Source organism: Senegalia sp. (in: firmicutes), from assembly GCF_052088025.1.
Taxonomy (GTDB): Bacteria; Bacillota; Clostridia; order Tissierellales; family SIT17; genus Anaeromonas.
In genome coordinates this window covers 1-23958 of sequence record NZ_JBQCYD010000018.1, presented here as the reverse complement: position 1 = coordinate 23958, position 23958 = coordinate 1, and the positions used below count along the sequence as shown (strand labels likewise).

Genomic DNA, 23958 nt, shown 5'->3' with positions numbered 1-23958 from the left:
ATCACTAGATTCAGATGGCAATATGACTCTTACTCATCTCTTAAACAATGGATTATTGCTTATGATTTTGCTCTTATTTACTATACCGAGTTATGTGTATGGTAAAACAGTTGGAAGTATGGCTACTTATTTAGTATTAGTATTTTTTGCAGCTCAATTTGTAAGCTATTTCGGACATACGAATTTAGGAATAATAGTATCTGTAAAAGGCGCAGAATTTTTAAACTTGTTTATGGGTTCAGCTTCAGCTAAATGGGGCATAATGGCTCCAATATTTGTTCCGATGATGATGAAATTAAACTTGAGTCCAGAATTGACTCAAATGGCATATAGAATTGGAGATTCAAGTACAAATATAATCTCACCTCTAATGAGCTATTTTGCAATGATAGTTGCATTTACTCAAAGATATGACAAGAAAAGTGGTCTAGGTACACTTATTTCTAATATGCTTCCATATTCTATTGTATTTTTAATAGGATGGATGATTTTACTATCTATTTGGTTCCTAATTGGACTTCCATTAGGACCAGGAGCTCCTATATTAGTATAGAAAAAAGAATTATTAAAATACCTCCAATTTTGTGTATACACAAAATTGGAGGTATTTTTTGATCAAATTTTTTTGAAAATATCACCTTTATAAGGCTATTTATATAAGAGTGATAGATCTGTGTTTAATTTTAATATTGACAAAGCAAATATTTAACATATAATATGAAGTGTACTTCACGTGAGATATATTTCATGTTTATCAAAAAGAGGTGGAAATTTGAAAAATATTATAAAGAAATTACGAACTAAAAAGAATATTACACAGAAAGAACTTGCAGATAGGGTGCATGTGACATCTAGGACAATTATATCTTTAGAAAAAGGAAAATATAATCCTTCTCTTATGTTAGCCTATAGAATAGCAGAAGTTTTTAATATTTCTCTTGAGGAATTATATTGTCTAAAAGAAAATAAAAAATTGGAGGATGAAAAATATGAAGATTTATAATAAGAAAGGATTTATATCTGGTATAACATTCATTTTGATTTCTATTTTTGGCTTTATAACTATGTTTTTAAAAGGATTTTCTATATTTTATTTAATTTCAGGAATTTTTCTATTCTTATTTGGTATAACAGAAATTTCTAGGAGTTTTTCTAAAGTATCTTCAAAAGAAGATAAATTAGAAGAAGATGATGAAAGAAATACATATATAAGATTAAAAGCTGGAAAAAAATCATTCCAAATTTCTAAGTATGTAAATATAGCTGTGCTTATAATTCTTACAATACTTTTTGCAGTGACAAAAAATGATGTATTTGCATACTTAATTATAATACCTGGACTTCAGTTCAACCTTAATCTTGTTTTAGAACTTGCAACTTATATGTATTATGGAAGGAAAGTGTAAAAAATATTTTTCTAAATAATTAAAGGGATATGATATAATTAATATAAATATATAATAAGGAAAAAGTTAAAAGAACTTGAATTTCTTAAGGGGGATAGCAAAGTGGTAGATATAGTTTTATCTATAACAATAATGCTTTTAGCACTACTAATATATAAAAAGGAATATATATTTCTAATGGGTTATATAAAAAAATCTAAAGACTATAAAAAGATAAAGGATAAGAAGAAATTATCAAAAGATATAGCTAAGCTCTTCTTCACAGTAGCTTTAATATTTTTAATTACAAGCATATTAAATGATTTTTATTTTGATGGTGATTTCGATGTATTATTAGATTTCTTTGTAGTGGTGTTGCTATTCCCAATATGGATAATTGATTCAAAAGTTAGAAGAGGAGAGTATTAAATATGAAAAAAAGAGTTAACAAGATTACATTATCAGGATTTTTTATTGCACTTGGTATTTTATTGCCTTATTTAACAGGTAATATCCAAAGTTTAGGGGTTAATCTATTACCTATGCATATACCAGTATTATTAGCAGGATTTGTAGTAGGGGGAAGATATGGACTTTTAGTTGGTATTATAACACCATTACTTAGAAGTGTATTAGTAGGTATGCCACCAATGTATCCTATAGCAACAGCTATGGCATTTGAATTAGGAGTATATGGTCTTGTTAGTGGCTTGTTATATAATAGATTAAAAAGAAGTAAGACATCTATTTTTATATCACTTATAGTTGCAATGGTAAGTGGAAGAATAGTCTGGGGAATAGTTTCTTACTTTTTATTCTTTTTAAGTGACACAGCTTTTACTTTAAATATGTTTATAGCAGCTACATTTTTAGGTTCCATAGCAGGTATTGTTATACAGCTTATACTTATACCTCTTATAGTTATTAGACTTGAAAAAGCAGGTATTATATAAAATGAAGGAAAGCATAAAAAGATATATCTTAAAAGAAATTGATGATTTATTAGAAAAAAATGACAAGCTACTAATGGCTATAGATGGTATGAGTGCCTCTGGAAAAAGTAGTTTTTCTAAGCTTCTTAGTGAGGAATATGATTGCAATGTATTTCATATGGATGATTTTTTTCTTCCATCTAAGTTTAAAACTCAACAGAGACTTGAAGAAGTTGGTGGAAATGTCGATTATATGAGGTTTAAAGAGGATGTAATGGAAAGATTAAAGGGTGATAAAACATTCAACTATCAGATATTTGATTGTAAGATGCAGACTTTAACAGAATATAGGACTGTAGTTCCAAAGAAGTTAAATATTATTGAAGGTGTATATAGTATGCATCCTGAGCTTATAGATTATTATGATTTGAAGGTATTTTTTGAGATTGATGATGATACTCAAAAGGAGAGAATATTAGATAGGAATGGCAATGAGATGTATAAAAAGTTCAGAGATATATGGATTCCTTTAGAGAATAAATATTTTAAAGAATTAAATATAATTAAAAAATCAGATAATATTATTGATTAATTTTACAGACTGAAAATTTTAGTCTGTTTTTTATGTGAAAAAGTTATTGACAAGCTAAAGAGATTTTGTTATTATTTAATATAATTTAAAAAAAACAACTCATATATTATTCGGGATATGGCCGAAAAGTTTCTACCTAAGAACCAGGAATTCTTAGACTATGAGTGAGACTAAGTATTATTATACTATTTACTTGAGGCTAAAACCCTTTAGTAGGTTTCACTTATAAGTGAAACCTACTAAAGGGTTTTATTTTATATAAGAAAACAAGAAGGAGTGACATCATGGATATTACAACAGACAGAATAAAAGATAAAAAAGATTATTTTAAAATTAAGGAAAGAAACTCTACCATAAAGACAGAAATTACAGCAGGAATCACTACATTTATGACTATGGCATATATTTTAATAGTAAATCCTATAACACTCGGGGAGACGGGAATGGATGTAAATGCATTGTTTACTGCCACAGCCTTATCTTCTATTGTTGGTACCTTAGTAATGGCTTTATATGCTAATATGCCATTTGCACTAGCACCAGGCATGGGACTTAATGCATTTTTTGCATATACTGTGGTCTTAGGTATGGGTTATTCTTGGGAATTTGCTCTTACAGCAGTGTTTTTAGAAGGATTAATATTTATACTTTTAACAGCATTGAATATAAGGGAAGCTATAATAAATTGTATACCAATGACTATAAAAAAATCAATTTCAGTAGGAATAGGACTTTTTATTGCATTTATTGGACTTATTAATTCAGGAATAGTAAATACAGGAATGGTAGCTGTTGAAAAAAATATTCTATCAGGATCTGTAGTTAAATTAGGTAATATAGCTTCACCAGGACCGGCACTTACTTTAATTGGTATAGTGGTAATAGGAGTATTATTAGCAAAGAATGTGAAGGGTGCCTTATTAATTGGGATGATTTTAACTACTATTATTGGAATTCCATTAGGCCAAACTATTTTACCAGAAGGATTAAATATTTTTAGCGCACCACCTTCTCTTGAACCTATTTTCTTTAAATTTCAATTTGAAAATATATTTACATGGGATATGTTTATTGTATTATTTACATTTTTATTTGTAGATCTATTTGATACAGTTGGAACCTTAGTAGGCGTGGGAGATAAGGCAAATATGTTAAATGACAAAGGTGAATTACCAGAGGCTAAAAAGGCCTTATTTGCTGATGCTATTGGCACTACATTTGGTGCAATGTTTGGGACAAGTACTGTTACTACTGTAGTAGAGAGTGCATCTGGTGTAGCAGGTGGGGGGAGGACAGGGCTTACAGCTCTTAGCACAGCAGCTATGTTTATAATTGCTTTATTTTTATCACCTTTATTTTTAATGATACCTTCTACAGCTGTAGCTCCAGTATTGATATTGGTAGGATTATTCATGATGACTTCAATAAAAGAAATAGATTTAGAAAATTATACAGAAGCAATACCAGCATTTTTGACTATAATAATGATGCCTTTAAGCTATAGCATAGCAGAAGGTATAACTTTTGGGATATTATCATTTGTATTTCTTAAAGTCTTTACAGGAAAACACAAAGAGGTATCACCAATAATGTATGTATTAGCAGTATTATTTATAGGTAAGTTTTTTATGTAGTAGTTATAGATAAAATATGAAGATAAACAGGGCTTAGAAAATTTTCTAAGTCCTATTTTTTTGTTAAAAAAACTTGACATTATATCGACACTCGACATATAATATTATATATCGAAGGTCGATATAAGTGGGAGTGGATGATATGGGATATTTTGATAAACTAACTCAACCTATGTTTTATGTTTTACTTAGTTTATATGAAGAAAGACATGGATATGAGATTATGAACTATATTAAAGAACTTACAAAGGAGAGAGTAATTGTTGGGCCTGGTACATTATACAATTTGCTTGGAAGATTTTTGGATGAAGGATACATAGATATAATTTCAGAAAAGGACAATAAAAAAATATATATAATAAATGATAGTGGTAAAATACTTGTTAATAGGGAAATTAAAAGATTGAAGAAATTGATAGAAGATGCAGAAAATGTGTTTAAGGGGGATGAATATGAGTAAAAAAATTACCATACATAATTTAAATGTCACAAATATACCATCTGTAGAAAAATATTTATCTGAAATGGCTAGTCGAGGATGGATGATAAAAAGGATTATTTTAGCTAGTATTTTTATATTTGAAAAAACAGAAAAGCAAAACTTGGATTTTTCAATAACTCCATATGAAATTGAAAGTGCTTTTAATAGAAAATCAAAAAAAGAAATAGAAGAATTTAGAGATGTCACAGAAAGTGTAGGATGGAAATTTGCAGCTAAGAGCTATGATTTTCATATTTATTATAAAAAGAACTCTGAAGATTTGATAGAACTTCAAACAGATGAGGAAGAGAAGTTTCATGCTATCAAAAAAATAGCAAAGAAAGAATTATTATCAGCATATATATTGATACCTTTTTTATTGTTTTTCTTATGGATAAATACTGGAATATTTTTCTCAGTAGAAGGTCTAGTATCAGGCATGTATTTATTTATAGTACCTATGCTTATATTTGCAATAGTAGGAGCACTTGTACAAGTAATAGTTTATAAAATATTTCTAAGGAAGAATAAGAAAAATATAGAATATGGAAATGATATTGAATATAGCAAAACAGATATGTATAGAAAGTTTATTAGTATATTTATAGTTGGTGGAATGATATTTCTTATATTATTTATCATATATATTACTTATAAGGCTATAAGATATAAAGACATAATATTATTTTCTGCATTTATTCCAGGACTAGTAGGATTAGCTATAGGATTGATGTATAAATACAATATAAAACCAAGTGAAATGTCTAAAAAATATAAAAGAATATTTTTTGTAGTAACTTTAATTCTAGCAGTTGTAATATCAAATATTATCATTTTTACAGGTTTCCCAAAGTTTTTATCCAAGGAAGAAAATAAAGATTATACCTATAGAGAAAATGGTAGTATATTAATTCCAGAATTTTATCATTATTATACTCATGGAATAGATTCAGTTGAAATAAAGTACTATGACTCATTAAATGAAAGTATTGCTAAAAGATTAGTAGATTTACTTTTAAAAGAAAGAAGGAATTCTATTACGGGAAGTTATAGCTATGCTTTAGAAGAATTATCAGAAAATGAAAATGCCTTAAGAGGGGATTATGAAACCTTAGGTTTAAGTAAAGATGAATATATAGATTTAAAAACCGCAGAAGATGCAAAAACAATAGATGAATTGATAGAAAGAAATATAAATGACAGTATTATAAAAATAGAAAATAATATATGGAATGCAGATGAAGCATATTATTTATCTATAAATAAGGATATAGCTCTTATAAGAGATGATAGGGAAGTTTATTATATAGGTGGTTATAATCTGACTGATGAAAAGATAATAGAAGAGATGAAAGAAGAATTAGATATTTAATATATTTGTAAAGAATATTTATGGGTAGATATACTAATAAATATTCTTATGGAGGTGTAGATGCGAAAAAAATATATGGAAGCTATAGTAGTAATCATGAAGCTCGTGATGCGGTAAAAGAATTATTAGATAAGGGATATGAAAAAGAACAAATAACTGTAGTAGCAAAAGAGGATTTAGATGAAGATTTGGAGTATATGGAGTCCAATAAAGATGATAAAAAAAGCATCTGGGATAGCATAAAAGATACATTCACTTTTGATAGGTACGAAGAAGGATTTTGGAATAATTACCAAGAAAATGAAGAAAGAAATTCATTAAAAGAATATAAGTCTAAGTTGGATTCAGGAAATATAGTTGTTTTGATAGAAGAAAAAACGACAGACAATACAGTAAATGATAGGAATTTAAATCAACCTACATTTGATAGAGATGAATATGTAGATTATATGGGTAGTGATATTGATCATGATAAAGAAAGAAATGAAAGATTAAAAAATAAAAATACTCATAGACCATAATAAAGATAAAAACTCATCAAAACATTAAATTCAATTAACAAAAAAATATTCGTGTTTTCTATTGACTTATTAAATTGAATCTGTTAATATAATCTTAGAATTAAATAGGAATACTCGTATAATAATCTGGAATAGGGCCAGAAAGTTTCTACCTAAGAACCGTAAATTCTTAGACTATGAGTGGATATCTTTGAATTTAACTCTTAAGATAATCACTTGTAGTGATTATTTTAAGAGTTTTTTTATTTTATACTTATAAAGGAGGAATTATAAATGGATTCATTTTTTAAATTAAAGGAAAATAATACCAATGTAAAAACAGAAATAATGGCAGGTATCACTACATTTGTAACTATGGCTTACATAATATTTGTAAATCCTAATATTTTGAAGCTTGCAGGTATGAATGAGGCTGGAGCTCTTGGAGATGCAGCAGCAGGTATTGGATTTGAAGATCCTATAGTAGGTGCTGTATTTGTTGCAACATGTGTTGCTGCAGCAATTGGTACTCTCATAATGGGTTTATATGCAAACCTCCCATTTGGACTAGCACCAGGTATGGGGCTTAATGCATTTTTCACTTATGGAGTAGTTTTGGGTCTTGGTTATACTTGGCAAGAAGCTCTTGCAGCAGTGTTTATATCAGGAATATTATTTATAATATTAACTATTACAGGACTTAGAGAAGCAATAGTAGATGCTCTACCAGATTCTCTTAAAAGAGCTATTGGTGGAGGAATTGGATTATTTATATCATTGATTGGTTTTCAACAAGGCCATATTATAGTAGGCAATCCAGCAACACTTATAGGTTTTGGAGATTTCACTCAAAAAGCAACAATAGTAACTCTCATAGGACTTTTGATAATAGCAGTTCTTATGACAAGAGGAATTAAAGGGTCAATATTAATAGGAATAATAGCAACTACAATAATAAGTATACCTCTTGGAGTAACAAGTGTACCTACAGAATTTAATTTTTCTATACCATCTCTTGCACCTACTCTTTTTAAAGCAGATTTTGTTGGACTATTAAATTTAGGTGAAGTTGGTTTAATTGGAGCTATAATGAGTGTTATAACTGTAGTTATTTCATTATCTTTAGTAGATATGTTTGATACAATAGGAACTCTTGTAGGTACTGGAGCAAAAGCAGGATTTATAAATAAAGAAGGAAAGCTTAAAAATATGGATAAAGCACTTTTTGCTGATTCAATAGCAACTTCAGTAGGAGCACTTCTTGGAACTAGCACAACTACAACCTTTGTAGAAAGTGCATCAGGAGTTAGTGAAGGTGGTAGAACTGGACTTACCTCTGTAACTATTGGAGTTTTATTCTTATTATCCTTGTTCTTAGCACCAATAGTAGGTATGGTACCACCAGAAGCTACTGCACCTGCTCTTATAATAGTTGGAGTACTGATGATGACAAGCATAAAACATATAGATTTTGAAGATTTTTCTGAAGCATTACCAGCATTTTTAACTATGGCAATTATGCCTTTTACTTATAGTATTGCAAATGGTATTGCAGCAGGACTTATATTCTATCCGATAACAAAAATAGTAAACGGTAAGGCAAAAGAAGTTCATCCTATAATATATGTACTAGCAATATTATTTATTTTGAGATTTACTATACTTCCTCATTAAGTATAATACAGAAAAAGGATTCTCTACTAGCGGAGAATCCTTTTTTAAAGTTTAAATTTATTTAAACTTTGATGGGTCAATATAATCTACATCTCTTTTCATATCTAAAGGAAATACATTGGCATTGATTTTATTTTCTATGATAGGGAATTTATTTTTATTATTAGTATCTATAATATATTTTTGTTCAATATCTTTATCATTTTTATCCATTTTATATCATCCTTTTTTCTTTGTGACATTAATATTATTTGCATAAGGAATGATATAAATACTTGAATATTATTGCATGGTATTCCATTTTTTATATTTTTCTATTTCTTTTTTCATACCTCTAAGAACTAAGGAAAATACTAATGCATCATCAATATATCCAGCATAAAGTATGAAATCTGGAACTACATCAAAAGGATTTACAAAATAAAGTATTGCTGCAACAATTTTTATAATGGTTGTTTTAGAGATATCTCTATATTCTCCACTGATATAAGCTTTTAAAAGAGATATGCTTAAAATTAAGTCACTTTTAAGTTCCTTACTACCGCTATCTTCATTTCTAGATTTATGAACTGCTTCATCAATTAATCTTTTGCCTTTTTCCTTATCTTTAATGTATTTTATTGCCTTCTTTTTATCTTCATTAAACATTTCTTTAATTTTAATTTGCATCACAGCACCTCCATAGATTGTTTTTACCCATTAAATACCAAAGATATCTCTTAATTCTTCCTCTGTCATTTTTGAAACCATTTTTTCACCAGGTTTTATAACTGAATCTACAATACCTTTTTTCTTCTCTTGTAGTTCAAAAATCTTTTCTTCAATAGTGCCTTTGGTTATTAAGTTCATAACATGAACAGTATTTTTTTGTCCTATTCTATGTGCTCTATCTGTAGCTTGATTTTCAACTGCAGGGTTCCACCAAGGATCAAAATGTATTACAGTATCTGCTCCTGTAAGATTAAGACCCGTTCCACCTGCACGAAGAGAGATAAGAAAAATGTCTCCATCCCCATCATTGAATTCCTTTACAAGCTCTCCTCGAGTTTCTGATTTAGTAGAGCCATCTAAATATTTATATTTTATATCTTTAGATTCTAGCATTTTCCTTATAATAGAGAGCATTGAGGTGAATTGTGAAAATAAAAGTATCCTATGACCACTTGCAAGTGTTTCATTTAATATTTCTTCAAGTAATTTTAGCTTTCCACTATCTCCAGTATAATTTTCTATAAAGGTATTAGGATGGCAACAAATTTGGCGCAGACGGGTAAGTCCTGCTAGCATTTTCATATGTGATTTATTAAATCCTTTTTCTTCTATACTTGATTTTAAATCACCCTTGATTTCATTTAAATAGGATAAATAGATTTTCTTTTGATCATTTGTGAGTTCTGCTGTGATTTTATGTTCAATCTTATCAGGTAATTCCTTTAAAACATCTTTTTTTAGTCGTCTCAATATAAATGGGGTAATATGTTTTTTTAGTGATTCTAGAGCTTTTATATCATTTTCTTTTATAATAGGTTTTTCATATTTTTTAATAAACTTATTATGAGAAAAAAGATATCCTGGCAATATAAAATCAAATATGGACCATAATTCAGTAAGTGTATTTTCAATAGGTGTACCTGTTAGAGCAAAGTTAGTTTCTGATTTTATCATCTTTACTGATTTTGAATTTAGGGAAGTTGGATTTTTTATATGTTGTGCTTCATCTAAAATACAATATTTAAAATAAAAATCATTATATAGTTCTATATCACGTCTTATCAATGGATAAGAGGTAATTACTACATCATAATCATTTGCATCTTTTATTTTTTCACTTCTTATTTTCTTGTCACCAGAAATGATTAGATATTTCAAATCATTTGCAAATTTTTTTATTTCATCTTCCCAGTTATATACAAGAGATGTTGGAACTATTATGATAGATGGTTTGTGTTCTTTTTCTTTTTTTTCACTAGTAAGAAAAGATAATACTTGAATAGTTTTTCCAAGCCCCATATCATCTGCAAGTATTCCACCTAGTCCATATAAAGACAAGGTTTTTAGCCATTTAAATCCTATTTTTTGATAATTACGAAGCACATCTTTTAAATGTGTAGGTGGCATAAATTCCATATCTTTTGGTTCTTTTATATTTTGAACAAGTTCTTTAAAAGCTAAATTTCTATTGATGAAATGTAAACTTTCATCTTTTAATTCATCATCTAGATAAAGTGCATTGAATTTAGGTATTTCAATAACTGAATCATGAAAATCATCTAAATCAAGCTCTAAATTATCAATGACCTTACCCATATTGTTTAAACTATCCATTTGTAGGGGTAGGAAAGATCCATCTTTTAACCTATGATATTTTTTATTTTTATTTAGAGAATTAAATATTTCCTTTAATTCTTCATCACTAACACCATCTATTTCAAAAGAAAATTCAAGCATGTCGCTTTTTTCGTTTAATCTAATCCCACCTTTAAATGAACTAGGATCTTTTAGTTTTATATTTTTAAAGCTATTTGAATAATAAATATCTGCCTTTTCTTGTAGGACAGGTAGCTTTTCATAAAGGAAGGTATATATATCATCTTCATCTTCTAAATATATATTATTTTCCTTATTCACCTTAAAATTTGCACGTTCAAATATGCTTAATACTTCATTTTCAGCTTCTATATCACGAAGCAATATTTTATCATCATTTTCTAAATTTCTTTTATTTTTAGAAAATGGTTCAATTGTAGTATCTCCATATATTAATTTGATATTAGCTATAATATTTTCATTTTCATTATCAAGATATATCTCTTTAATTAAGTCAGGATTATATATGGATGATTTTACCTTTTCATCAATCTTTATAGGGCCAACTTTTTTAACTGATGGATATACTTCAGAGATGAAGCTTTCTCTGTATTCTTTTGGAATATTTATAGTTTCATCATCAGATGAATTCATAGTATTTAAAATAGGTATCAAACTAGTCCTTTGTTTTTCTGGGATATTTAATATGCTTTCATTTGAAAAGAAATATTCACCATTTGAAACTAAGGGTACAAGTAATCCTTCATGATTCATTTTGAGTGATAAATTTTCATTGATATCTTTAAGTGAAAAATCTACTAATATTTCACCATCTTTAATTTCAATGTCTTCATAAGAAAAATCATATATTTTTGCATTTATCTTTCTGTTTTTCATAAGTGTAAAGAATCTCTTAAGTGTATTGGGAGTAAGAGTAACATTTTTACCTTTAAACATACTCCCACTACCATAAGATGAATATTCATTTATATAATTTTCATTATCATACATTTCTTTTAACATATCTATAACAGCCTTATCTTCTTCTTTAAATGTGTGTATATCAGGTTCAAAAGTGAAGTTCTTTCCAAATACTATTGAGTTCCCATATTCTATATTTTGAAAAAGTGTCTTTATACTTTTAACAACATATAATTTTTCTTCACCTATTCGTAAATTCAAACTTGATGCATACTTAAGACCAGTTATCCTATTTGGATCAAATTCATAATTATATTCAATATTTATAGGAATCTTTGAATCAGTTTGATTATATCTATAATAATTTAATAAATTTGTTATATTTTCATCTGATTGATTCATAATTTTTTTATCAAAACGAGACCTACTATCTTGGTCCATTATTTTAAAAAGAGTAGCACCTATATGTTTGCAATAACCCCAATATTCACGATAAGCAGGACAATCACAATCAGCATGGTCTAAATTTCCAAATTCATCAAAAGATACATTTACTTGATAATTTTTAGTTCCTTCTACTATAGAACTAAATGTATCTTTATTTCTATAAAATAATAAATTTTTAACATAGTTATCCTTATAATAATCTATACTTTTTTTAAATGTTCTATCATTTAAAACAGAATTTCTAATTAAATCTTCAGTAATATTAAACATCAAAACACCCTCACTAAAAATAATTTGATATTATATTATATCATAAATTAGAAGATAATGTATTTAGATATTATATAGATGAAATCTATTACATAATAGAGTAATATTAAAAGATTCTATAGTTAAAGATTAGTAACATAAGCTATGAAAAATTATGCTATAATTTCTCTTGGATCCAAAATAATAAAAATGGGGGTTGTAAGTATGAATAAAAAAAGAATGGCAATATTTTTGATTTTAATTTTATCTACTATGTTTATTTTTATAGCATGTGGTGATGAAAATGAATCAAATGATGGAGAAGATAAAGAAGTTTCAAATGACCAAGTAGAAAGTGATGGTGAAAAAGTAGAAGGTGGGCAAATGGTATTTAGAGTTGATGCAGATTCTAGAGTTATACATCCTTTATATGGTAATGATAGAACAACTCTAACTTTAGTAAATCATATATTTTCTCCTCTTTACAATTTAAAAGGTGAAGATATAGATTACTGGTTAGCAGAAAGTATCGAGCCATCTGAAGATTATTTATCATATGATCTAAAATTAAAAGAAGGACTTACTTGGCATGATGGTGAAGCTTTAGATGCTGATGATTTGATATTTACATTTAATACTATAATGGATAAAAACCAGGGAAGTCATTTAAGAGATTCATTTGTAACTTCAAAAGGTGAAGTTAAGATAGAAAAGATAGATGAATTAAATGTTAAATTTATATTACCAGAAGTACAAATTGGATTTTTAGATACTATAGGTGGAATAAGAATGTTTCCAGAGCATGTATATGGGGGAATAGAAAATATTCAAACAAGTGATGTAAATAATAATCCAGTTGGTTCTGGGGCATTTAAATTTAAAGAAAGAAAAGCAGGAGAAACATTAACTCTTTCTAAATTTGATGAATTTTTCAAAGGTTCACCTCATTTAGATGAAGTAGTATATAGAATAATACCTGAGGCAGCTTCAGCTGAAATTGCACTTCAAAATGGTGAAATAGATGCTATGAGTATATCTGCTGATAAGGTTGAAAAATTTGAAGAAAGTGCAAATATTTTAGCTTTTGACGAAGATAGATTAGATTATTTAATAATTAATCAAAATGGTGGCAAATTAGGTGAGAAAAAAGTAAGACAAGCAATAGCTTATGCAATAGATAGGGAAGAACTTTTAAAAGCTGATTACCTTTCTACTGATTATGCAAAACCAGCATACTCATTCTTTGCAGACAAAACTATGTATAAAACTGATGATGTAGAAAAATATGAGTATGATGTAGAAAAAGCAAAGGAATTAATGAAAGAAAGCGGAGTTAACAATCTTAGTCTAACACTTGCTTATGGAGGGGATGACAATGTTAGAGAATTATTAGTTCAACAATATTTAGAGGAAATAGGTATAAATGTAGAGCTTAAAGCAATGGATATGTCATCTTTCTTTCAAGCTTTATTTGAAGAAGATCATCAAGATGAATATGATTTAGCTTTTAATGGTTATATATATGGTAAGGAACCTTCAACCTATGCTCAAGTATTTAAAACTGATAGCATGAATAATGTAAGTGGATATAAAAATGAAGAAGTTGATAAACTTTGGGATGAAGCTGCCAAAGAAAAAGATGCTACAAAAAGGGAAGAATTATATAAAGAGATTCAAGAAAAAATAATGAAAGATGCGCCAATGTATCCTATAGACTATGGATATGTAATAGTTGCAGTAGATCCAAAGTTTCAAGGATTAGAAGAAGCAGAGCCTGCACCTATTCATATGTTTAATGATTTATCTCAAATATATATGGTTGAATAATATAAAGGACAGTTCAATTTTGAGCTGTCTTTTAAATTAATTTGAAAGTTGGTGAATTATGTCAAAATATATTTTTAAAAGAATATTTCAAGGTATTATAATGCTAATTATTATATCTATAATATCTTTTACTTTAATGCATTTAGCACCAGGAGATCCATCAACAAGTTATATTTCTCCACAGATGAATGCAAGTGAAATAGAATTGGTAAAAGAAAGATTAGGGTTAAATGATCCTGTTTATATTCAATATATAAAGTGGATAAAGAAAGTACTTACAGGAGATTTGGGATATTCACTAATAGATTTCAGACCTGTAACAGAAATAATAAAATCTAGACTTCCCGCAACCATAGGACTTATGGGAAGCTCATTATTGATATCTTTATTAGTATCAATACCATTAGGTTTATATACAGGCAAGAAAAAAGGAAGAACTATAGATAATATTATTACAACAATATCTTATGTAGGTATATCAATACCAAGTTTTTGGTTTGGAATAATACTTATATATGTATTTGCCTATAAACTCAATTTATTACCCAGTGTTGGGATGAGGACTTTGGGAGCACCTGATTCTATATTAGATATCATAAAACATGGTATATTACCTTCTATCGTTTTAAGTTTTTCGAGTATATCAATATATACAAGGTATATAAGAACAAGTACTATAGTGCAATTAGATGAAAATTATGTTAGAACAGAAGAAGCATATGGATTTTCACAATCTAAAATTATGTTTAAATATGTACTAAAAAATGTATTGCTTCCTATAATCACAATACTAGGCATGAGTTTACCAAATCTAGTAACAGGGGCCTTCATAACAGAAACAGTATTTGGATGGCCAGGAATGGGAAGACTTGGGGTGGATTCTATATTTAATTATGATTATCCTGTGATAATGGCAACAACTATGCTTACTGCCACACTTCTTATTATAGGAAATTTAATTGCAGATATTTTATATGGAATAGTTGACCCAAGAATTGGAAATACGAGGTGATTTTATGTATATTAAACTAATGAAAGGATTAAAAAATCAAATACTTTCAAGTAAATTAGGAAAAATTGCATTAGCAATAATATTTATTTTTACTATTATATCTATATTTGCATTTTTATCTCCTTATGACCCAAATGGAATAGATATGGCATCTAGATTTACATCACCTAATTTAAAGAATATATTTGGAACAGATATAATGGGGAGAGATTATTTTACTAGAATATTATATGGTGGAAGAATATCTTTAAGTGTAGGATTTTTATCTATGTTGATTTCTATAACAATTGGAACCATAGTAGGTTCAATAAGTGGATATTTTGAAGGGAAATTAGATTCTTTTTTGATGAGAGTAGTGGATATATTGATGTCAATACCAAGTTTTTTTATAATATTAATTTTAAATGCTTATCTTAAACCTAGTATGGGAATAATAGTTGCTGTAATTGGATTACTTGGATGGATGACAACAGCAAGATTAGTACGTGCAGAAACACTTAGCATAAAAAGTAATGAATATGTTTTATATGCAAAAAGTTTAGGTATATCAAATTTTAAAATAATTACAAAACATATAATTCCAAATGTATTACCTACAATCATTGTAGCAGCTACCTTAAGCATAGCTAGTGCAATACTTATAGAATCTTCACTTAGTTTTTTAGGCATGGGTGTACAAGCTCCTGATGCTTCATGGGGTAGCATGCTAAGTAAGTCTCAAGGTTATATGGATGAGGCTGCTTATTTAGGTATTTTTCCTGGAGTATTTATATTAATAACTGTTCTAAGTTTTAATATATTAGGAGATACTATTAGAAATACGCTTGATAAAAGGGGCGAGTAGAATGAAAGATATATTAAAAATTAAAAATTTAGAGACATCATTTTTTACAAGAAAGGGAGAAGTACAAGCAGTTAGAGGTATAAATTTCAATGTAGAAAAGGGTGAGGTTCTAGGAATAGTAGGAGAATCAGGTAGTGGAAAAAGTGTTACTTCTATGTCTATAATGAATCTTATAAAAAAACCTGGAAAAATAAAAAAGGGTGATATAATATTTGATGGTGAAAATATAAATAATTATTCTAAAAAAAAATTAAGGAATATAAGAGGAAATGAGATTTCAATGATATTTCAAGATCCAATGACTTCTTTAAATCCAGTTTATACTGTTGGAGAGCAAATGGTGGATATTTTAATTAAAAATAAAGGATTAAATAAAAAACAAGCTATAATTGAAGTTATAGAGTCTTTAGAAGCGGTTGGAATACCATCACCAGAAACTCGAATAGATAATTACCCTCATGAGTTTTCTGGTGGAATGAGACAACGTGCTATGATTGCTATGGCTCTATCATGTAAACCAAAGCTACTAATAGCAGATGAGCCCACTACAGCGCTAGATGTTACAATTCAAGCTCAAATATTGGAGTTAATGAAAGAATTAAAAGATAAAACTAATACATCAATAATTATAATAACTCATGATTTAGGGGTTGTTGCAGAAACTTGTGATAGGATAATTGTAATGTATGGAGGGCTTATTATGGAAGAAGGCACTACTGAAGAAATATTTTATAATACTAATCATCCTTATACTGAAGGTCTGTTAAATTCCATACCTAAACTTGGAGATGAGAATAAACTTTTACCTATAGAAGGTTTTCCTCCTAATTTATTAGAACCACCTAAAGGATGTCCTTTTTATGATAGATGTGATTATAAAATGGATATTTGCAAAGAAGAAATACCAAAAAGTTACAAACTTTCTGATACTCATAAATCTATGTGTTTTTTAAATAGGAAGGTGGAAGTTTAGATGAATGAACCTTTAATTGAAATAAGAAATTTAAAAAAATATTTTAAAGTAAAAAATGATTTTTTTAAAAGTAATGATCAGTATGTAAAAGCAGTAGATGATATTAGTTTTAATATAAATAAAGGAGAAACTCTTGGGCTCGTAGGAGAATCTGGATGTGGAAAATCTACTATTGGCAGGACAATTACTAGATTATATGAACCTACAAGTGGAGAAATCATTTTTGATGGTAATAATATATCTAATATGAAAGAAAAGGATTTAAAAAAATATAGAAAAGATATGCAAATAATTTTTCAAGATCCATTTGCATCATTAAATCCTTATATGACTGTATGCGATATCATAAATGAACCTCTTGAGATGTTTGATATGAGTAAAAAAGATAGATTTGATATTATATATAATTTATTAGAAAAAGTAGGATTAAATAAAGATGATATGGATAGATATCCAGGAGAGTTTAGTGGAGGACAAAGACAAAGAATAGGGATTGCAAGAGCTTTATCTGTCAAACCTAAATTCATATTATGTGATGAGCCAACATCTGCATTAGATGTATCTATACAAGCACAGGTTATAAACCTATTAAAAGATTTACAAGATGAATTTGGATTAACATATTTATTTATATCTCATGATTTATCTATGGTAAACCATATTTCTCATAGGATAGGTGTAATGTATTTAGGAAAATTAGTTGAGATTACTAAAAGTGATAGATTATATAAAAATCCCCTTCATCCATATACAAAAGCATTATTATCATCCATACCAATAGCAGATCCTAATTTAAGCAAGAAAAGAAACAGGGAAATACTAAAAGGAGATGTACCAAGTCCTATAAATCCTCCAAGTGGTTGCAGATTTAAAACAAGGTGTAAATATAAAATAGAAAAATGTGAAAATATAGAACCAGAACTTAGAGAATTAGAAGAGGGGCATAGTGTAGCTTGTCATGTAGTTTCATAAAGATAAAAACACGGATTATTTTCTATTATAGAAAATAATCCGTGTTTTTATCTTTATGAAAGCATTGAATTAATAAACCATAGGTTTTTACTATAACCAGCTACATGATCTTCAAATATAGCTACTACTTCGAAATCATCTTCTTTATCAGCTGCATTTCTTATTTCTGTAGCTAAATTTTTCATAGCTTGTAAGTCAGTTTTCACAATGTCAAGTACTTCATCTACAGAAAACTTATCTTTATCTGATTCTTTTATAGAAGCATTTTCTAAATAATCATTTATTCTTACTAAAGGTTTTTCACCTTTCATTTTTAAGCTTTCAGCTACTTCATCATATTTTTCAAACATATCGTCATATAATGATTCAGTAAATTCGTGAACTTGCACAAATTGCTTACCTACTACATTCCAATGTAAATTATGAAGTTTGACATTTAAAACTGCTAAATTTGATAAATATTCATTCATTTTTTTTATATGTGACATAATTACCTCCTATAAATTTATAAAATTTCTCCATAATTATATTACCCATATTTAAAATAATTAAACAAACAACAAGCGATTGCAAAAGGAACCGCTCTTAATTTTAATGGCAAGCTTCTGCTCCACCCATATCGTTATGCATTTCTATCATTTCATCTTTACTGGTATTTTCCATCATATTTGACATGTGACCATAACCATTTTCTTTCATTAATTTAGTCATTTTTTCATAATCTTCATCAGTGATATTGTTCATGAATTCATCCATTTTTTCATAATCACCATTTTCTACTGATTCAGCTACATCTTCATAACCATTTTCTTTCATAATATCAATCATTTCATCAGAATCGTTATTATCAAATCCTCTCATATGAGAAAAATGTCCATCAAATCTATCAGCATATGCAAAACCTGTTAAGGCAACTAGTGACACGATTCCTATTATAATAAATATAACCATTTTTTTATTCATACTTCACATCTCCTTTTAATTTTATTCTTTGTTTTCTATTTCTTTTTTCGCATGACCGCTATGACAAGAATCATGACCATTTCCCCTCATCATAAACATCATTATCCCTATATGAGGAATAAGATATAATAAGAACATAGGGCCTCTTCCAATTGAATTAGTTAATCCAAGAAGAGGAAGAGCTAATAATAGTAATATTGGTAGCATACAACAGGCAAGCATCATAAAACCTATTTTTTTAGTATTATTTTTTTCCATTAATACACCTCCGTAAATTAAAATGATAATACATCAATATCTTCATTTTCTTTATCTGTAGCTTCTAAGCTAACTACTATTTTATTTGGCAAGCATACTATAGTGTCTTTGGAATTTTCTATCCATCTTGTTTCTGAACAAATTTTTCTAGGACAAATATCATCATTCATTTGAAGCATTCTCACCTTACCATTTTTGACTTGTAAAAACCCTTTTTCTCTACCAAAATTAAAACTATATTTTTTATCTACTGATTTGTCTATAGATATTTCTTTTACTATTTTCTTATCAACTTTTATTAAAATATTTTTTTCATTTATATTTTCATTTAGTAATTTTACTGAAATTAAACTTATAATGGAAACAATCAAAATAGTTATAATTATTACCATATCTCCTATTTTCATTATTTTTTATTTGAACCATTACTTTTTTGATTTACTTCACAACAATCCATTCTTCCACTTCCAAAATCTTTTTTATTTGTATCAGCTAACTTTTCTATGAATTTTTGAAATACATTTTTCTTCTTTTTCTTCTTCATTCTAAATCTCTCCTTTTTTATTGTGGTATATGACACAGCTATTGTAGAATATCCTACAAATATCTTTAATATTTGATTTGCTAATATGATTAAAAGACTATATCCCTCCTTTGATTTGATAAACTTACTATATATTAAAGCAATAATTATGCCAGATATATATTTTATATTGAATTCATGATAATATAATTTTAAAGAGAGGTGTCTATATGAATAAAAAAGCTAAAGATATAATTTATATAAGTGTAATGATAATTATAATAACCTTTTTTCATTATTTTAGTATATCTTCCGATTGGGGTATTCATGATTTTTATAGAAGGTTGTATTATATTCCTATTATAGTTTCTGCTTTTAAATTTAAACTTAGAGGTGGAATTATAACACCGATTATTATATCACTGCTATATGCACCACATTTATTTATATATTTTGGATTGATTGATATTGAAATATTGAATCAATTTTTAGAAATAATTATGTTTTTATTAATTGGTATAATTACAGGATTCTTAGTTGAATCCGATAATAGAAAAAAGAAATTACTCAGTTATCAAATAGAAAAATTGAGTGATCTAGAAAACTACACTCAAAATATTTTAAATAGTATAACAAATGTATTGATATCTGTGGATAAGAGTTTTAATATAAGATCTATTAATAAAGAAGGAATAAATTTACTTAAGCAAACCGAAGAACAATTTATAGGTGAAAATATAAATAAATTCTTTATTGAACATGAAAAGATAAGAAAGGTTTTAAAAGAAGTGATTGATACTAAATATAAAAAAATTAATATAGAAACACGGTTTAGAATAAAAAATAGTGATATATTAGATGTAAGACTCTTAGCTTATCCACTTAAAAATATCGGGGGGAATATAGAAGGAGTTGTAATAATATTAGAAGATATATCAGAAATAAAAAAATTAGAAAAACAGATAAGAAGAACAGAAAAATTATCTGCCATAGGTGAACTTGCATCAGGTATTGCTCATGAGATAAGAAATCCTATGGGAATAATAAAGACCATTTCTCAAACATTGCACTCCGAAACAGAAGATGAAGATTTAAAAGAAGGGCTTAGTATAATAAATCATGAAATTAATAGAGCAAATAATGTAATAAAGGAACTTTTAAATTTTGCAAAGCCACAAATAAATAGCGAACAAAACATAAATTTAAATAAATTAATAAATGATATAGTATTGATAACAAAAAAATATGCAAAACAACACAATGTAAATATAGAATATAATTCAACAGAAATTAGAGAAATATTAGTAGATGGAGAAAAATTAAAACAAGCTTTCATCAATATAATTTTTAATGCAATTCAAGCCATGCCTAGAGGTGGAAAGTTAGATATAAATTTAATAGAAGAAAAAAATAATCTTGTAATATCATTTAAAGATACTGGAATTGGAATATCAAAAGAAAAAATCGAAAAAATATTTGAACCATTTTTTACAACTAAAGATTCAGGTACAGGACTTGGTCTTTCAATTACTCATAGCATAATTGAAGAACATAATGGATATATAGAGATAAATAGTGAAATTGATAAAGGTACAGAAATAAGTATTTATTTACCAAAAGCATATTAAGGGGAGGATTCATTTATGAAAAAGATTTTAATAGCTGATGATGAAAAGAATATGATATGGGCAATTAAAAGAGCCTTAAAAGATGAGGGCTATACCATAATTACTGCTTCAAATGGTAAGGAAGCTATAGAAAGTGTAAAGATACATGAACCAGATTTGCTACTTATCGATTTAAAGATGCCAGAGATGAATGGTTTAGAAGCTTTAAAGAATATAAAAAAGAATTTTCCAAACACTCTAGCTATTATGATGACTGCACATGGAAATGTTGAAACTGCTATAGAAGCTATGAAAATAGGTGCAATTGATTATATTTCAAAGCCCTTTGATATAGAAGAATTGAAAATTCAAATTAGAAAGGCATTAGATATAAGAAAAATGTCAGATACAATTGATTATTTGACAGAAGAATTGAAAAATAAAACTGGAAAAAGAATAATAGGTGAAAGTAAAGGGTTGAAAAATGTATTAAACATTGTAGATAAGGTAGCTGAGAGTAAAGCTACTGTACTAATAACTGGCGAAAGTGGTACAGGAAAAGAACTTATTGCAAATGCAATTCATTATAATAGTGATAGAGCTAAAAATCCATATATAAAGGTGAATTGTGGAGCGTTATCTGAAAATTTACTTGAATCAGAATTATTTGGTCATGAAAAAGGTGCATTTACTGGAGCTATAAATAAGAAATTAGGTAGATTTGAAAGAGCAGATAATGGCACTATATTTTTAGATGAGATAGGAGAAATAAATTTAAATGTACAGGTTAAACTCCTAAGAATATTACAAGAGCGAGAAATGGAAAGAGTTGGAGGAGTCGAAACTATAAAAGTAGATGTAAGGATAATAGCAGCTACAAATAAAGATCTTATGAAAATGGTGGAGGAAGGTAAATTTAGAGAAGATTTATATTATAGATTAAATGTAATTCCAATAGAAATACCTCCTTTAAGAGAAAGAAAAGATGATATAAAACTACTTACCTATTATTTTTTAAATAAATACAGTAAAGAATTAGGTAGAAAAGAATTTAAGCTAACAGATGAAGCATTAGATACTCTTAAAAATTATGAATGGAGAGGAAACATAAGAGAATTAGAGAATGTAATAGAAAGACTTGTTATATTAAGTGAAGACAATGTAATCACTAAAGAAAAGTTACCTAAAGAAATGTTATATATAAAAGGACAAATAGATAATTTTAAACTTCCAAGTTCAGGAATAAATTTAGAAGAAGTTGAAAGAAATTTGATAACTCAAGCTTTAGAGGCGACAAGTTTCAACCAGACAAAATCTGCAAAATTACTTGGAATCACAAGGCATGCACTTATATATAGAATAGAAAAATATAATATAGATACAAGAAAATAAAAGCAGAAATGCTTTTATTTTTTTGTATAAAATAATTTTGGCATATATATTGCAATTATATACATTTGAAAACAATAATATTTAGACAAATTCGGCTGTTTGCTTAAATAGTTTTAGTATTAATGTAGCATAAGCCACAATTGGTGTTTGAAAACTTACAAAAGAAAGGAAAATTATTATGATGTTAATATTCTATACTATTTTTATAATGATTATCTTTATAATCTATATAAGAGCTAATGCTTGTAAATGTACTAATGAAAATAATTATATTATTTGCAATAAATGTGGCGTAGATGTAGATGAAAATTACAATTATTGTCCAAACTGCAAAGAACAAATAAAGAAAAAATGCAATAATTGTGAAATGTTGATTCATACAAATTGGAGAAAATGTCCATATTGTGATGAATAATAATAAAAATAGTAGGAGGTAATGTAATGGTAGAAGCTTTTAAAATAGGTCATTTTTCCATATATGTATTTGGAATTACAATTGCATTAGGTATATTGGTTGGTATTTTAGTAATGCTAAAAGAAGGAAAGAGAAAAAAACAAGATGTAGATAAATTATCTGATTTAGCAATATATACAATAATAGTATCGTTGATAGGGGCGAGGATTTTCTATGTATTAGCATTTAATCTTAATTACTATTTAGAAAATCCTACAGCAATATTTGCCATAAGAAATGGAGGTTTATCAATTCAAGGAGGATTGATATTTGGCATAACTTTTGCAATATGGTATAGCAAAAGAAAAAAATTAAACTTTCTTAGTGTGGCAGATACATTTGCACCAGGAATTATAATAGGTCAGGCAATAGGAAGAGTTGGTTGTGATGTATTTGGAATACCTATGGAAAGTCAATATTTTTGGGGTGTAAATGTAAATTCTAAATTGTTACATCCGGCACAAATTTATGAAGTGGTACTTGATTTAATATTATTCACTTATCTTTGGAAAAAGCGTCATAACATTAAATATGATGGGGAATTATTCATTAAATATATAATAGGATTTTCGATTATAAGAGGTATTGGATTGTCAACCTTTTTCAGCACACTTTTTTCTCGGACATTAATATTCCATA

General features: G+C 27.6%; 27 protein-coding genes, 1 pseudogene and 2 riboswitches. Of the genes and pseudogenes, 20 read left to right on the top strand and 8 right to left on the bottom strand.

Going from position 1 to position 23958, the window contains the following annotated elements; all coding sequences use genetic code 11:
• Nucleotides 1–46 precede the first annotated feature (46 nt).
• The 11 genes and pseudogenes from ACTHUW_RS06555 to ACTHUW_RS06505 form a co-directional block, all read left to right on the top strand.
• Nucleotides 47–553, top strand: a pseudogene (locus ACTHUW_RS06555) (AbgT family transporter); the annotation flags it as partial.
• A gap of 219 nt (nucleotides 554–772) precedes the next feature.
• The gene (locus tag ACTHUW_RS06550; protein ID WP_442197257.1) at nucleotides 773–1003 is read left to right on the top strand and encodes a helix-turn-helix transcriptional regulator; all 231 of its coding nucleotides are present in this window, start codon (nucleotides 773–775) and stop codon (nucleotides 1001–1003) included.
• Complete coding sequence (locus tag ACTHUW_RS06545) at nucleotides 990–1406, top strand: hypothetical protein (protein WP_442197256.1); 417 nt, start codon at nucleotides 990–992, stop codon at nucleotides 1404–1406. Before ACTHUW_RS06550 ends, ACTHUW_RS06545 begins: the two co-directional genes overlap by 14 nt.
• A 102-nt stretch (nucleotides 1407–1508) precedes the next feature.
• Nucleotides 1509–1814 (top strand): DUF3784 domain-containing protein, encoded by a 306-nt coding sequence (locus ACTHUW_RS06540; protein WP_442197255.1) that lies wholly within the window; start codon nucleotides 1509–1511, stop codon nucleotides 1812–1814.
• 2 nt (nucleotides 1815–1816) lie between these two features.
• Entirely contained in the window at nucleotides 1817–2338 is a 522-nt protein-coding gene (locus tag ACTHUW_RS06535; RefSeq protein WP_442197254.1) for an ECF transporter S component, read from the top strand.
• 1 nt (nucleotide 2339) lies between these two features.
• Entirely contained in the window at nucleotides 2340–2909 is a 570-nt protein-coding gene (locus tag ACTHUW_RS06530) for a uridine kinase family protein (protein WP_442197253.1), read from the top strand.
• 79 nt (nucleotides 2910–2988) lie between these two features.
• A riboswitch (purine riboswitch) is annotated at nucleotides 2989–3090 on the top strand.
• 103 nt (nucleotides 3091–3193) lie between these two features.
• Nucleotides 3194–4543, top strand: a complete 1350-nt coding sequence (locus tag ACTHUW_RS06525; RefSeq protein WP_442197252.1) for an NCS2 family permease — start codon at nucleotides 3194–3196, stop codon at nucleotides 4541–4543.
• A gap of 142 nt (nucleotides 4544–4685) precedes the next feature.
• Nucleotides 4686–5003: a PadR family transcriptional regulator gene (locus ACTHUW_RS06520; protein WP_442197251.1), complete on the top strand. Its 318-nt coding sequence runs from the start codon at nucleotides 4686–4688 to the stop codon at nucleotides 5001–5003.
• Nucleotides 4996–6396, top strand: a complete 1401-nt coding sequence (locus tag ACTHUW_RS06515; RefSeq protein ID WP_442212838.1) for a DUF2812 domain-containing protein — start codon at nucleotides 4996–4998, stop codon at nucleotides 6394–6396. The genes ACTHUW_RS06520 and ACTHUW_RS06515 overlap by 8 nt, the downstream gene beginning before the upstream one ends.
• Nucleotides 6397–6416: 20 nt before the next feature.
• Nucleotides 6417–6917 carry a general stress protein gene (locus tag ACTHUW_RS06510; RefSeq protein ID WP_442210362.1) on the top strand — a complete coding sequence of 167 codons (501 nt, stop codon included), beginning with the start codon at nucleotides 6417–6419 and terminating at the stop codon, nucleotides 6915–6917.
• A gap of 94 nt (nucleotides 6918–7011) precedes the next feature.
• Nucleotides 7012–7114: riboswitch (purine riboswitch) on the top strand.
• 76 nt (nucleotides 7115–7190) lie between these two features.
• On the top strand, nucleotides 7191–8570 hold the full coding sequence (locus tag ACTHUW_RS06505) for an NCS2 family permease (RefSeq protein ID WP_442197248.1): 1380 nt from the start codon (nucleotides 7191–7193) through the stop codon (nucleotides 8568–8570).
• A gap of 57 nt (nucleotides 8571–8627) precedes the next feature.
• Here ACTHUW_RS06505 and ACTHUW_RS06500 read toward each other — a convergent pair whose 3' ends face one another.
• The 3 genes from ACTHUW_RS06500 to ACTHUW_RS06490 all read right to left on the bottom strand — a co-directional run bounded on the left by ACTHUW_RS06500 (nucleotide 8628) and on the right by ACTHUW_RS06490 (nucleotide 12515).
• Nucleotides 8628–8783, bottom strand: coding sequence for a hypothetical protein (locus tag ACTHUW_RS06500; protein WP_442197247.1), 156 nt, complete (start codon nucleotides 8781–8783; stop codon nucleotides 8628–8630).
• A gap of 69 nt (nucleotides 8784–8852) precedes the next feature.
• Entirely contained in the window at nucleotides 8853–9239 is a 387-nt protein-coding gene (locus ACTHUW_RS06495) for a YkvA family protein (RefSeq protein ID WP_442197246.1), read from the bottom strand.
• A gap of 30 nt (nucleotides 9240–9269) precedes the next feature.
• Nucleotides 9270–12515: an SNF2 helicase associated domain-containing protein gene (locus ACTHUW_RS06490; protein WP_442210364.1), complete on the bottom strand. Its 3246-nt coding sequence runs from the start codon at nucleotides 12513–12515 to the stop codon at nucleotides 9270–9272.
• Between the two features lie 204 nt (nucleotides 12516–12719).
• On the opposite strand from ACTHUW_RS06490, the gene ACTHUW_RS06485 reads away from it, so the two are divergent.
• From ACTHUW_RS06485 to ACTHUW_RS06465, 5 genes are read left to right on the top strand one after another with little or no spacing between them, the layout of a single operon-like run.
• Nucleotides 12720–14321, top strand: a complete 1602-nt coding sequence (locus ACTHUW_RS06485; protein WP_442199334.1) for an ABC transporter substrate-binding protein — start codon at nucleotides 12720–12722, stop codon at nucleotides 14319–14321.
• Nucleotides 14322–14379: 58 nt separating this feature from the next.
• Nucleotides 14380–15333: an ABC transporter permease gene (locus ACTHUW_RS06480; protein WP_442197243.1), complete on the top strand. Its 954-nt coding sequence runs from the start codon at nucleotides 14380–14382 to the stop codon at nucleotides 15331–15333.
• A 4-nt stretch (nucleotides 15334–15337) separates the two neighbouring features.
• Complete coding sequence (locus tag ACTHUW_RS06475) at nucleotides 15338–16177, top strand: ABC transporter permease (RefSeq protein ID WP_442197242.1); 840 nt, start codon at nucleotides 15338–15340, stop codon at nucleotides 16175–16177.
• A gap of 1 nt (nucleotide 16178) precedes the next feature.
• The gene (locus tag ACTHUW_RS06470) at nucleotides 16179–17150 is read left to right on the top strand and encodes an ABC transporter ATP-binding protein (RefSeq protein WP_442210366.1); all 972 of its coding nucleotides are present in this window, start codon (nucleotides 16179–16181) and stop codon (nucleotides 17148–17150) included.
• Nucleotides 17151–18122: an ABC transporter ATP-binding protein gene (locus ACTHUW_RS06465; RefSeq protein ID WP_442212836.1), complete on the top strand. Its 972-nt coding sequence runs from the start codon at nucleotides 17151–17153 to the stop codon at nucleotides 18120–18122.
• Nucleotides 18123–18175: 53 nt separating this feature from the next.
• Here the strand turns inward: ACTHUW_RS06465 and ACTHUW_RS06460 are convergent, their stop codons facing one another.
• From ACTHUW_RS06460 to ACTHUW_RS06440, 5 genes are all read right to left on the bottom strand, one after another.
• On the bottom strand, nucleotides 18176–18610 hold the full coding sequence (locus ACTHUW_RS06460; protein ID WP_442197239.1) for a Dps family protein: 435 nt from the start codon (nucleotides 18608–18610) through the stop codon (nucleotides 18176–18178).
• Nucleotides 18611–18713: 103 nt separating this feature from the next.
• Nucleotides 18714–19085, bottom strand: a complete 372-nt coding sequence (locus ACTHUW_RS06455) for a hypothetical protein (protein ID WP_442197238.1) — start codon at nucleotides 19083–19085, stop codon at nucleotides 18714–18716.
• Between the two features lie 21 nt (nucleotides 19086–19106).
• Nucleotides 19107–19343 carry a hypothetical protein gene (locus ACTHUW_RS06450; protein ID WP_442197237.1) on the bottom strand — a complete coding sequence of 79 codons (237 nt, stop codon included), beginning with the start codon at nucleotides 19341–19343 and terminating at the stop codon, nucleotides 19107–19109.
• A gap of 17 nt (nucleotides 19344–19360) precedes the next feature.
• Nucleotides 19361–19735 carry a NusG domain II-containing protein gene (locus ACTHUW_RS06445; RefSeq protein WP_442199333.1) on the bottom strand — a complete coding sequence of 125 codons (375 nt, stop codon included), beginning with the start codon at nucleotides 19733–19735 and terminating at the stop codon, nucleotides 19361–19363.
• Between the two features lie 14 nt (nucleotides 19736–19749).
• Nucleotides 19750–19887, bottom strand: coding sequence for an LDCC motif putative metal-binding protein (locus tag ACTHUW_RS06440; RefSeq protein ID WP_442197235.1), 138 nt, complete (start codon nucleotides 19885–19887; stop codon nucleotides 19750–19752).
• Between the two features lie 209 nt (nucleotides 19888–20096).
• On the opposite strand from ACTHUW_RS06440, the gene ACTHUW_RS06435 reads away from it, so the two are divergent.
• The 4 genes from ACTHUW_RS06435 to lgt form a co-directional block, all read left to right on the top strand.
• Complete coding sequence (locus ACTHUW_RS06435; RefSeq protein ID WP_442197234.1) at nucleotides 20097–21494, top strand: two-component system sensor histidine kinase NtrB; 1398 nt, start codon at nucleotides 20097–20099, stop codon at nucleotides 21492–21494.
• 15 nt (nucleotides 21495–21509) lie between these two features.
• Nucleotides 21510–22865 carry a sigma-54-dependent transcriptional regulator gene (locus ACTHUW_RS06430; RefSeq protein ID WP_442212834.1) on the top strand — a complete coding sequence of 452 codons (1356 nt, stop codon included), beginning with the start codon at nucleotides 21510–21512 and terminating at the stop codon, nucleotides 22863–22865.
• 181 nt (nucleotides 22866–23046) lie between these two features.
• Nucleotides 23047–23280 carry a double zinc ribbon domain-containing protein gene (locus tag ACTHUW_RS06425; protein ID WP_442212832.1) on the top strand — a complete coding sequence of 78 codons (234 nt, stop codon included), beginning with the start codon at nucleotides 23047–23049 and terminating at the stop codon, nucleotides 23278–23280.
• A 26-nt stretch (nucleotides 23281–23306) separates the two neighbouring features.
• A partial coding sequence (gene lgt, locus ACTHUW_RS06420) for a prolipoprotein diacylglyceryl transferase (RefSeq protein WP_442212830.1) occupies nucleotides 23307–23958 on the top strand: 652 nt, incomplete at its 3' end.

Excerpts from the sequence above, each read along its gene's own strand:
- ACTHUW_RS06545 (WP_442197256.1), top strand. The coding sequence starts at position 990 with ATGAAGATTTATAATAAGAAAGGATTTATATCTGGTATAACATTCATT.
- ACTHUW_RS06535 (WP_442197254.1), top strand. The coding sequence starts at position 1,817 with ATGAAAAAAAGAGTTAACAAGATTACATTATCAGGATTTTTTATTGCA.
- ACTHUW_RS06530 (WP_442197253.1), top strand. The coding sequence starts at position 2,340 with ATGAAGGAAAGCATAAAAAGATATATCTTAAAAGAAATTGATGATTTA.
- ACTHUW_RS06525 (WP_442197252.1), top strand. The coding sequence starts at position 3,194 with ATGGATATTACAACAGACAGAATAAAAGATAAAAAAGATTATTTTAAA.
- ACTHUW_RS06520 (WP_442197251.1), top strand. The coding sequence starts at position 4,686 with ATGGGATATTTTGATAAACTAACTCAACCTATGTTTTATGTTTTACTT.
- ACTHUW_RS06515 (WP_442212838.1), top strand. The coding sequence starts at position 4,996 with ATGAGTAAAAAAATTACCATACATAATTTAAATGTCACAAATATACCA.
- ACTHUW_RS06510 (WP_442210362.1), top strand. The coding sequence starts at position 6,417 with ATGGGTAGATATACTAATAAATATTCTTATGGAGGTGTAGATGCGAAA.
- ACTHUW_RS06505 (WP_442197248.1), top strand. The coding sequence starts at position 7,191 with ATGGATTCATTTTTTAAATTAAAGGAAAATAATACCAATGTAAAAACA.
- ACTHUW_RS06500 (WP_442197247.1), bottom strand. The coding sequence starts at position 8,783 with ATGGATAAAAATGATAAAGATATTGAACAAAAATATATTATAGATACT.
- ACTHUW_RS06495 (WP_442197246.1), bottom strand. The coding sequence starts at position 9,239 with ATGCAAATTAAAATTAAAGAAATGTTTAATGAAGATAAAAAGAAGGCA.
- ACTHUW_RS06490 (WP_442210364.1), bottom strand. The coding sequence starts at position 12,515 with ATGTTTAATATTACTGAAGATTTAATTAGAAATTCTGTTTTAAATGAT.
- ACTHUW_RS06485 (WP_442199334.1), top strand. The coding sequence starts at position 12,720 with ATGAATAAAAAAAGAATGGCAATATTTTTGATTTTAATTTTATCTACT.
- ACTHUW_RS06480 (WP_442197243.1), top strand. The coding sequence starts at position 14,380 with ATGTCAAAATATATTTTTAAAAGAATATTTCAAGGTATTATAATGCTA.
- ACTHUW_RS06475 (WP_442197242.1), top strand. The coding sequence starts at position 15,338 with ATGTATATTAAACTAATGAAAGGATTAAAAAATCAAATACTTTCAAGT.
- ACTHUW_RS06470 (WP_442210366.1), top strand. The coding sequence starts at position 16,179 with ATGAAAGATATATTAAAAATTAAAAATTTAGAGACATCATTTTTTACA.
- ACTHUW_RS06465 (WP_442212836.1), top strand. The coding sequence starts at position 17,151 with ATGAATGAACCTTTAATTGAAATAAGAAATTTAAAAAAATATTTTAAA.
- ACTHUW_RS06460 (WP_442197239.1), bottom strand. The coding sequence starts at position 18,610 with ATGTCACATATAAAAAAAATGAATGAATATTTATCAAATTTAGCAGTT.
- ACTHUW_RS06455 (WP_442197238.1), bottom strand. The coding sequence starts at position 19,085 with ATGAATAAAAAAATGGTTATATTTATTATAATAGGAATCGTGTCACTA.
- ACTHUW_RS06450 (WP_442197237.1), bottom strand. The coding sequence starts at position 19,343 with ATGGAAAAAAATAATACTAAAAAAATAGGTTTTATGATGCTTGCCTGT.
- ACTHUW_RS06445 (WP_442199333.1), bottom strand. The coding sequence starts at position 19,735 with ATGGTAATAATTATAACTATTTTGATTGTTTCCATTATAAGTTTAATT.
- ACTHUW_RS06440 (WP_442197235.1), bottom strand. The coding sequence starts at position 19,887 with ATGAAGAAGAAAAAGAAGAAAAATGTATTTCAAAAATTCATAGAAAAG.
- ACTHUW_RS06435 (WP_442197234.1), top strand. The coding sequence starts at position 20,097 with ATGAATAAAAAAGCTAAAGATATAATTTATATAAGTGTAATGATAATT.
- ACTHUW_RS06430 (WP_442212834.1), top strand. The coding sequence starts at position 21,510 with ATGAAAAAGATTTTAATAGCTGATGATGAAAAGAATATGATATGGGCA.
- ACTHUW_RS06425 (WP_442212832.1), top strand. The coding sequence starts at position 23,047 with ATGTTAATATTCTATACTATTTTTATAATGATTATCTTTATAATCTAT.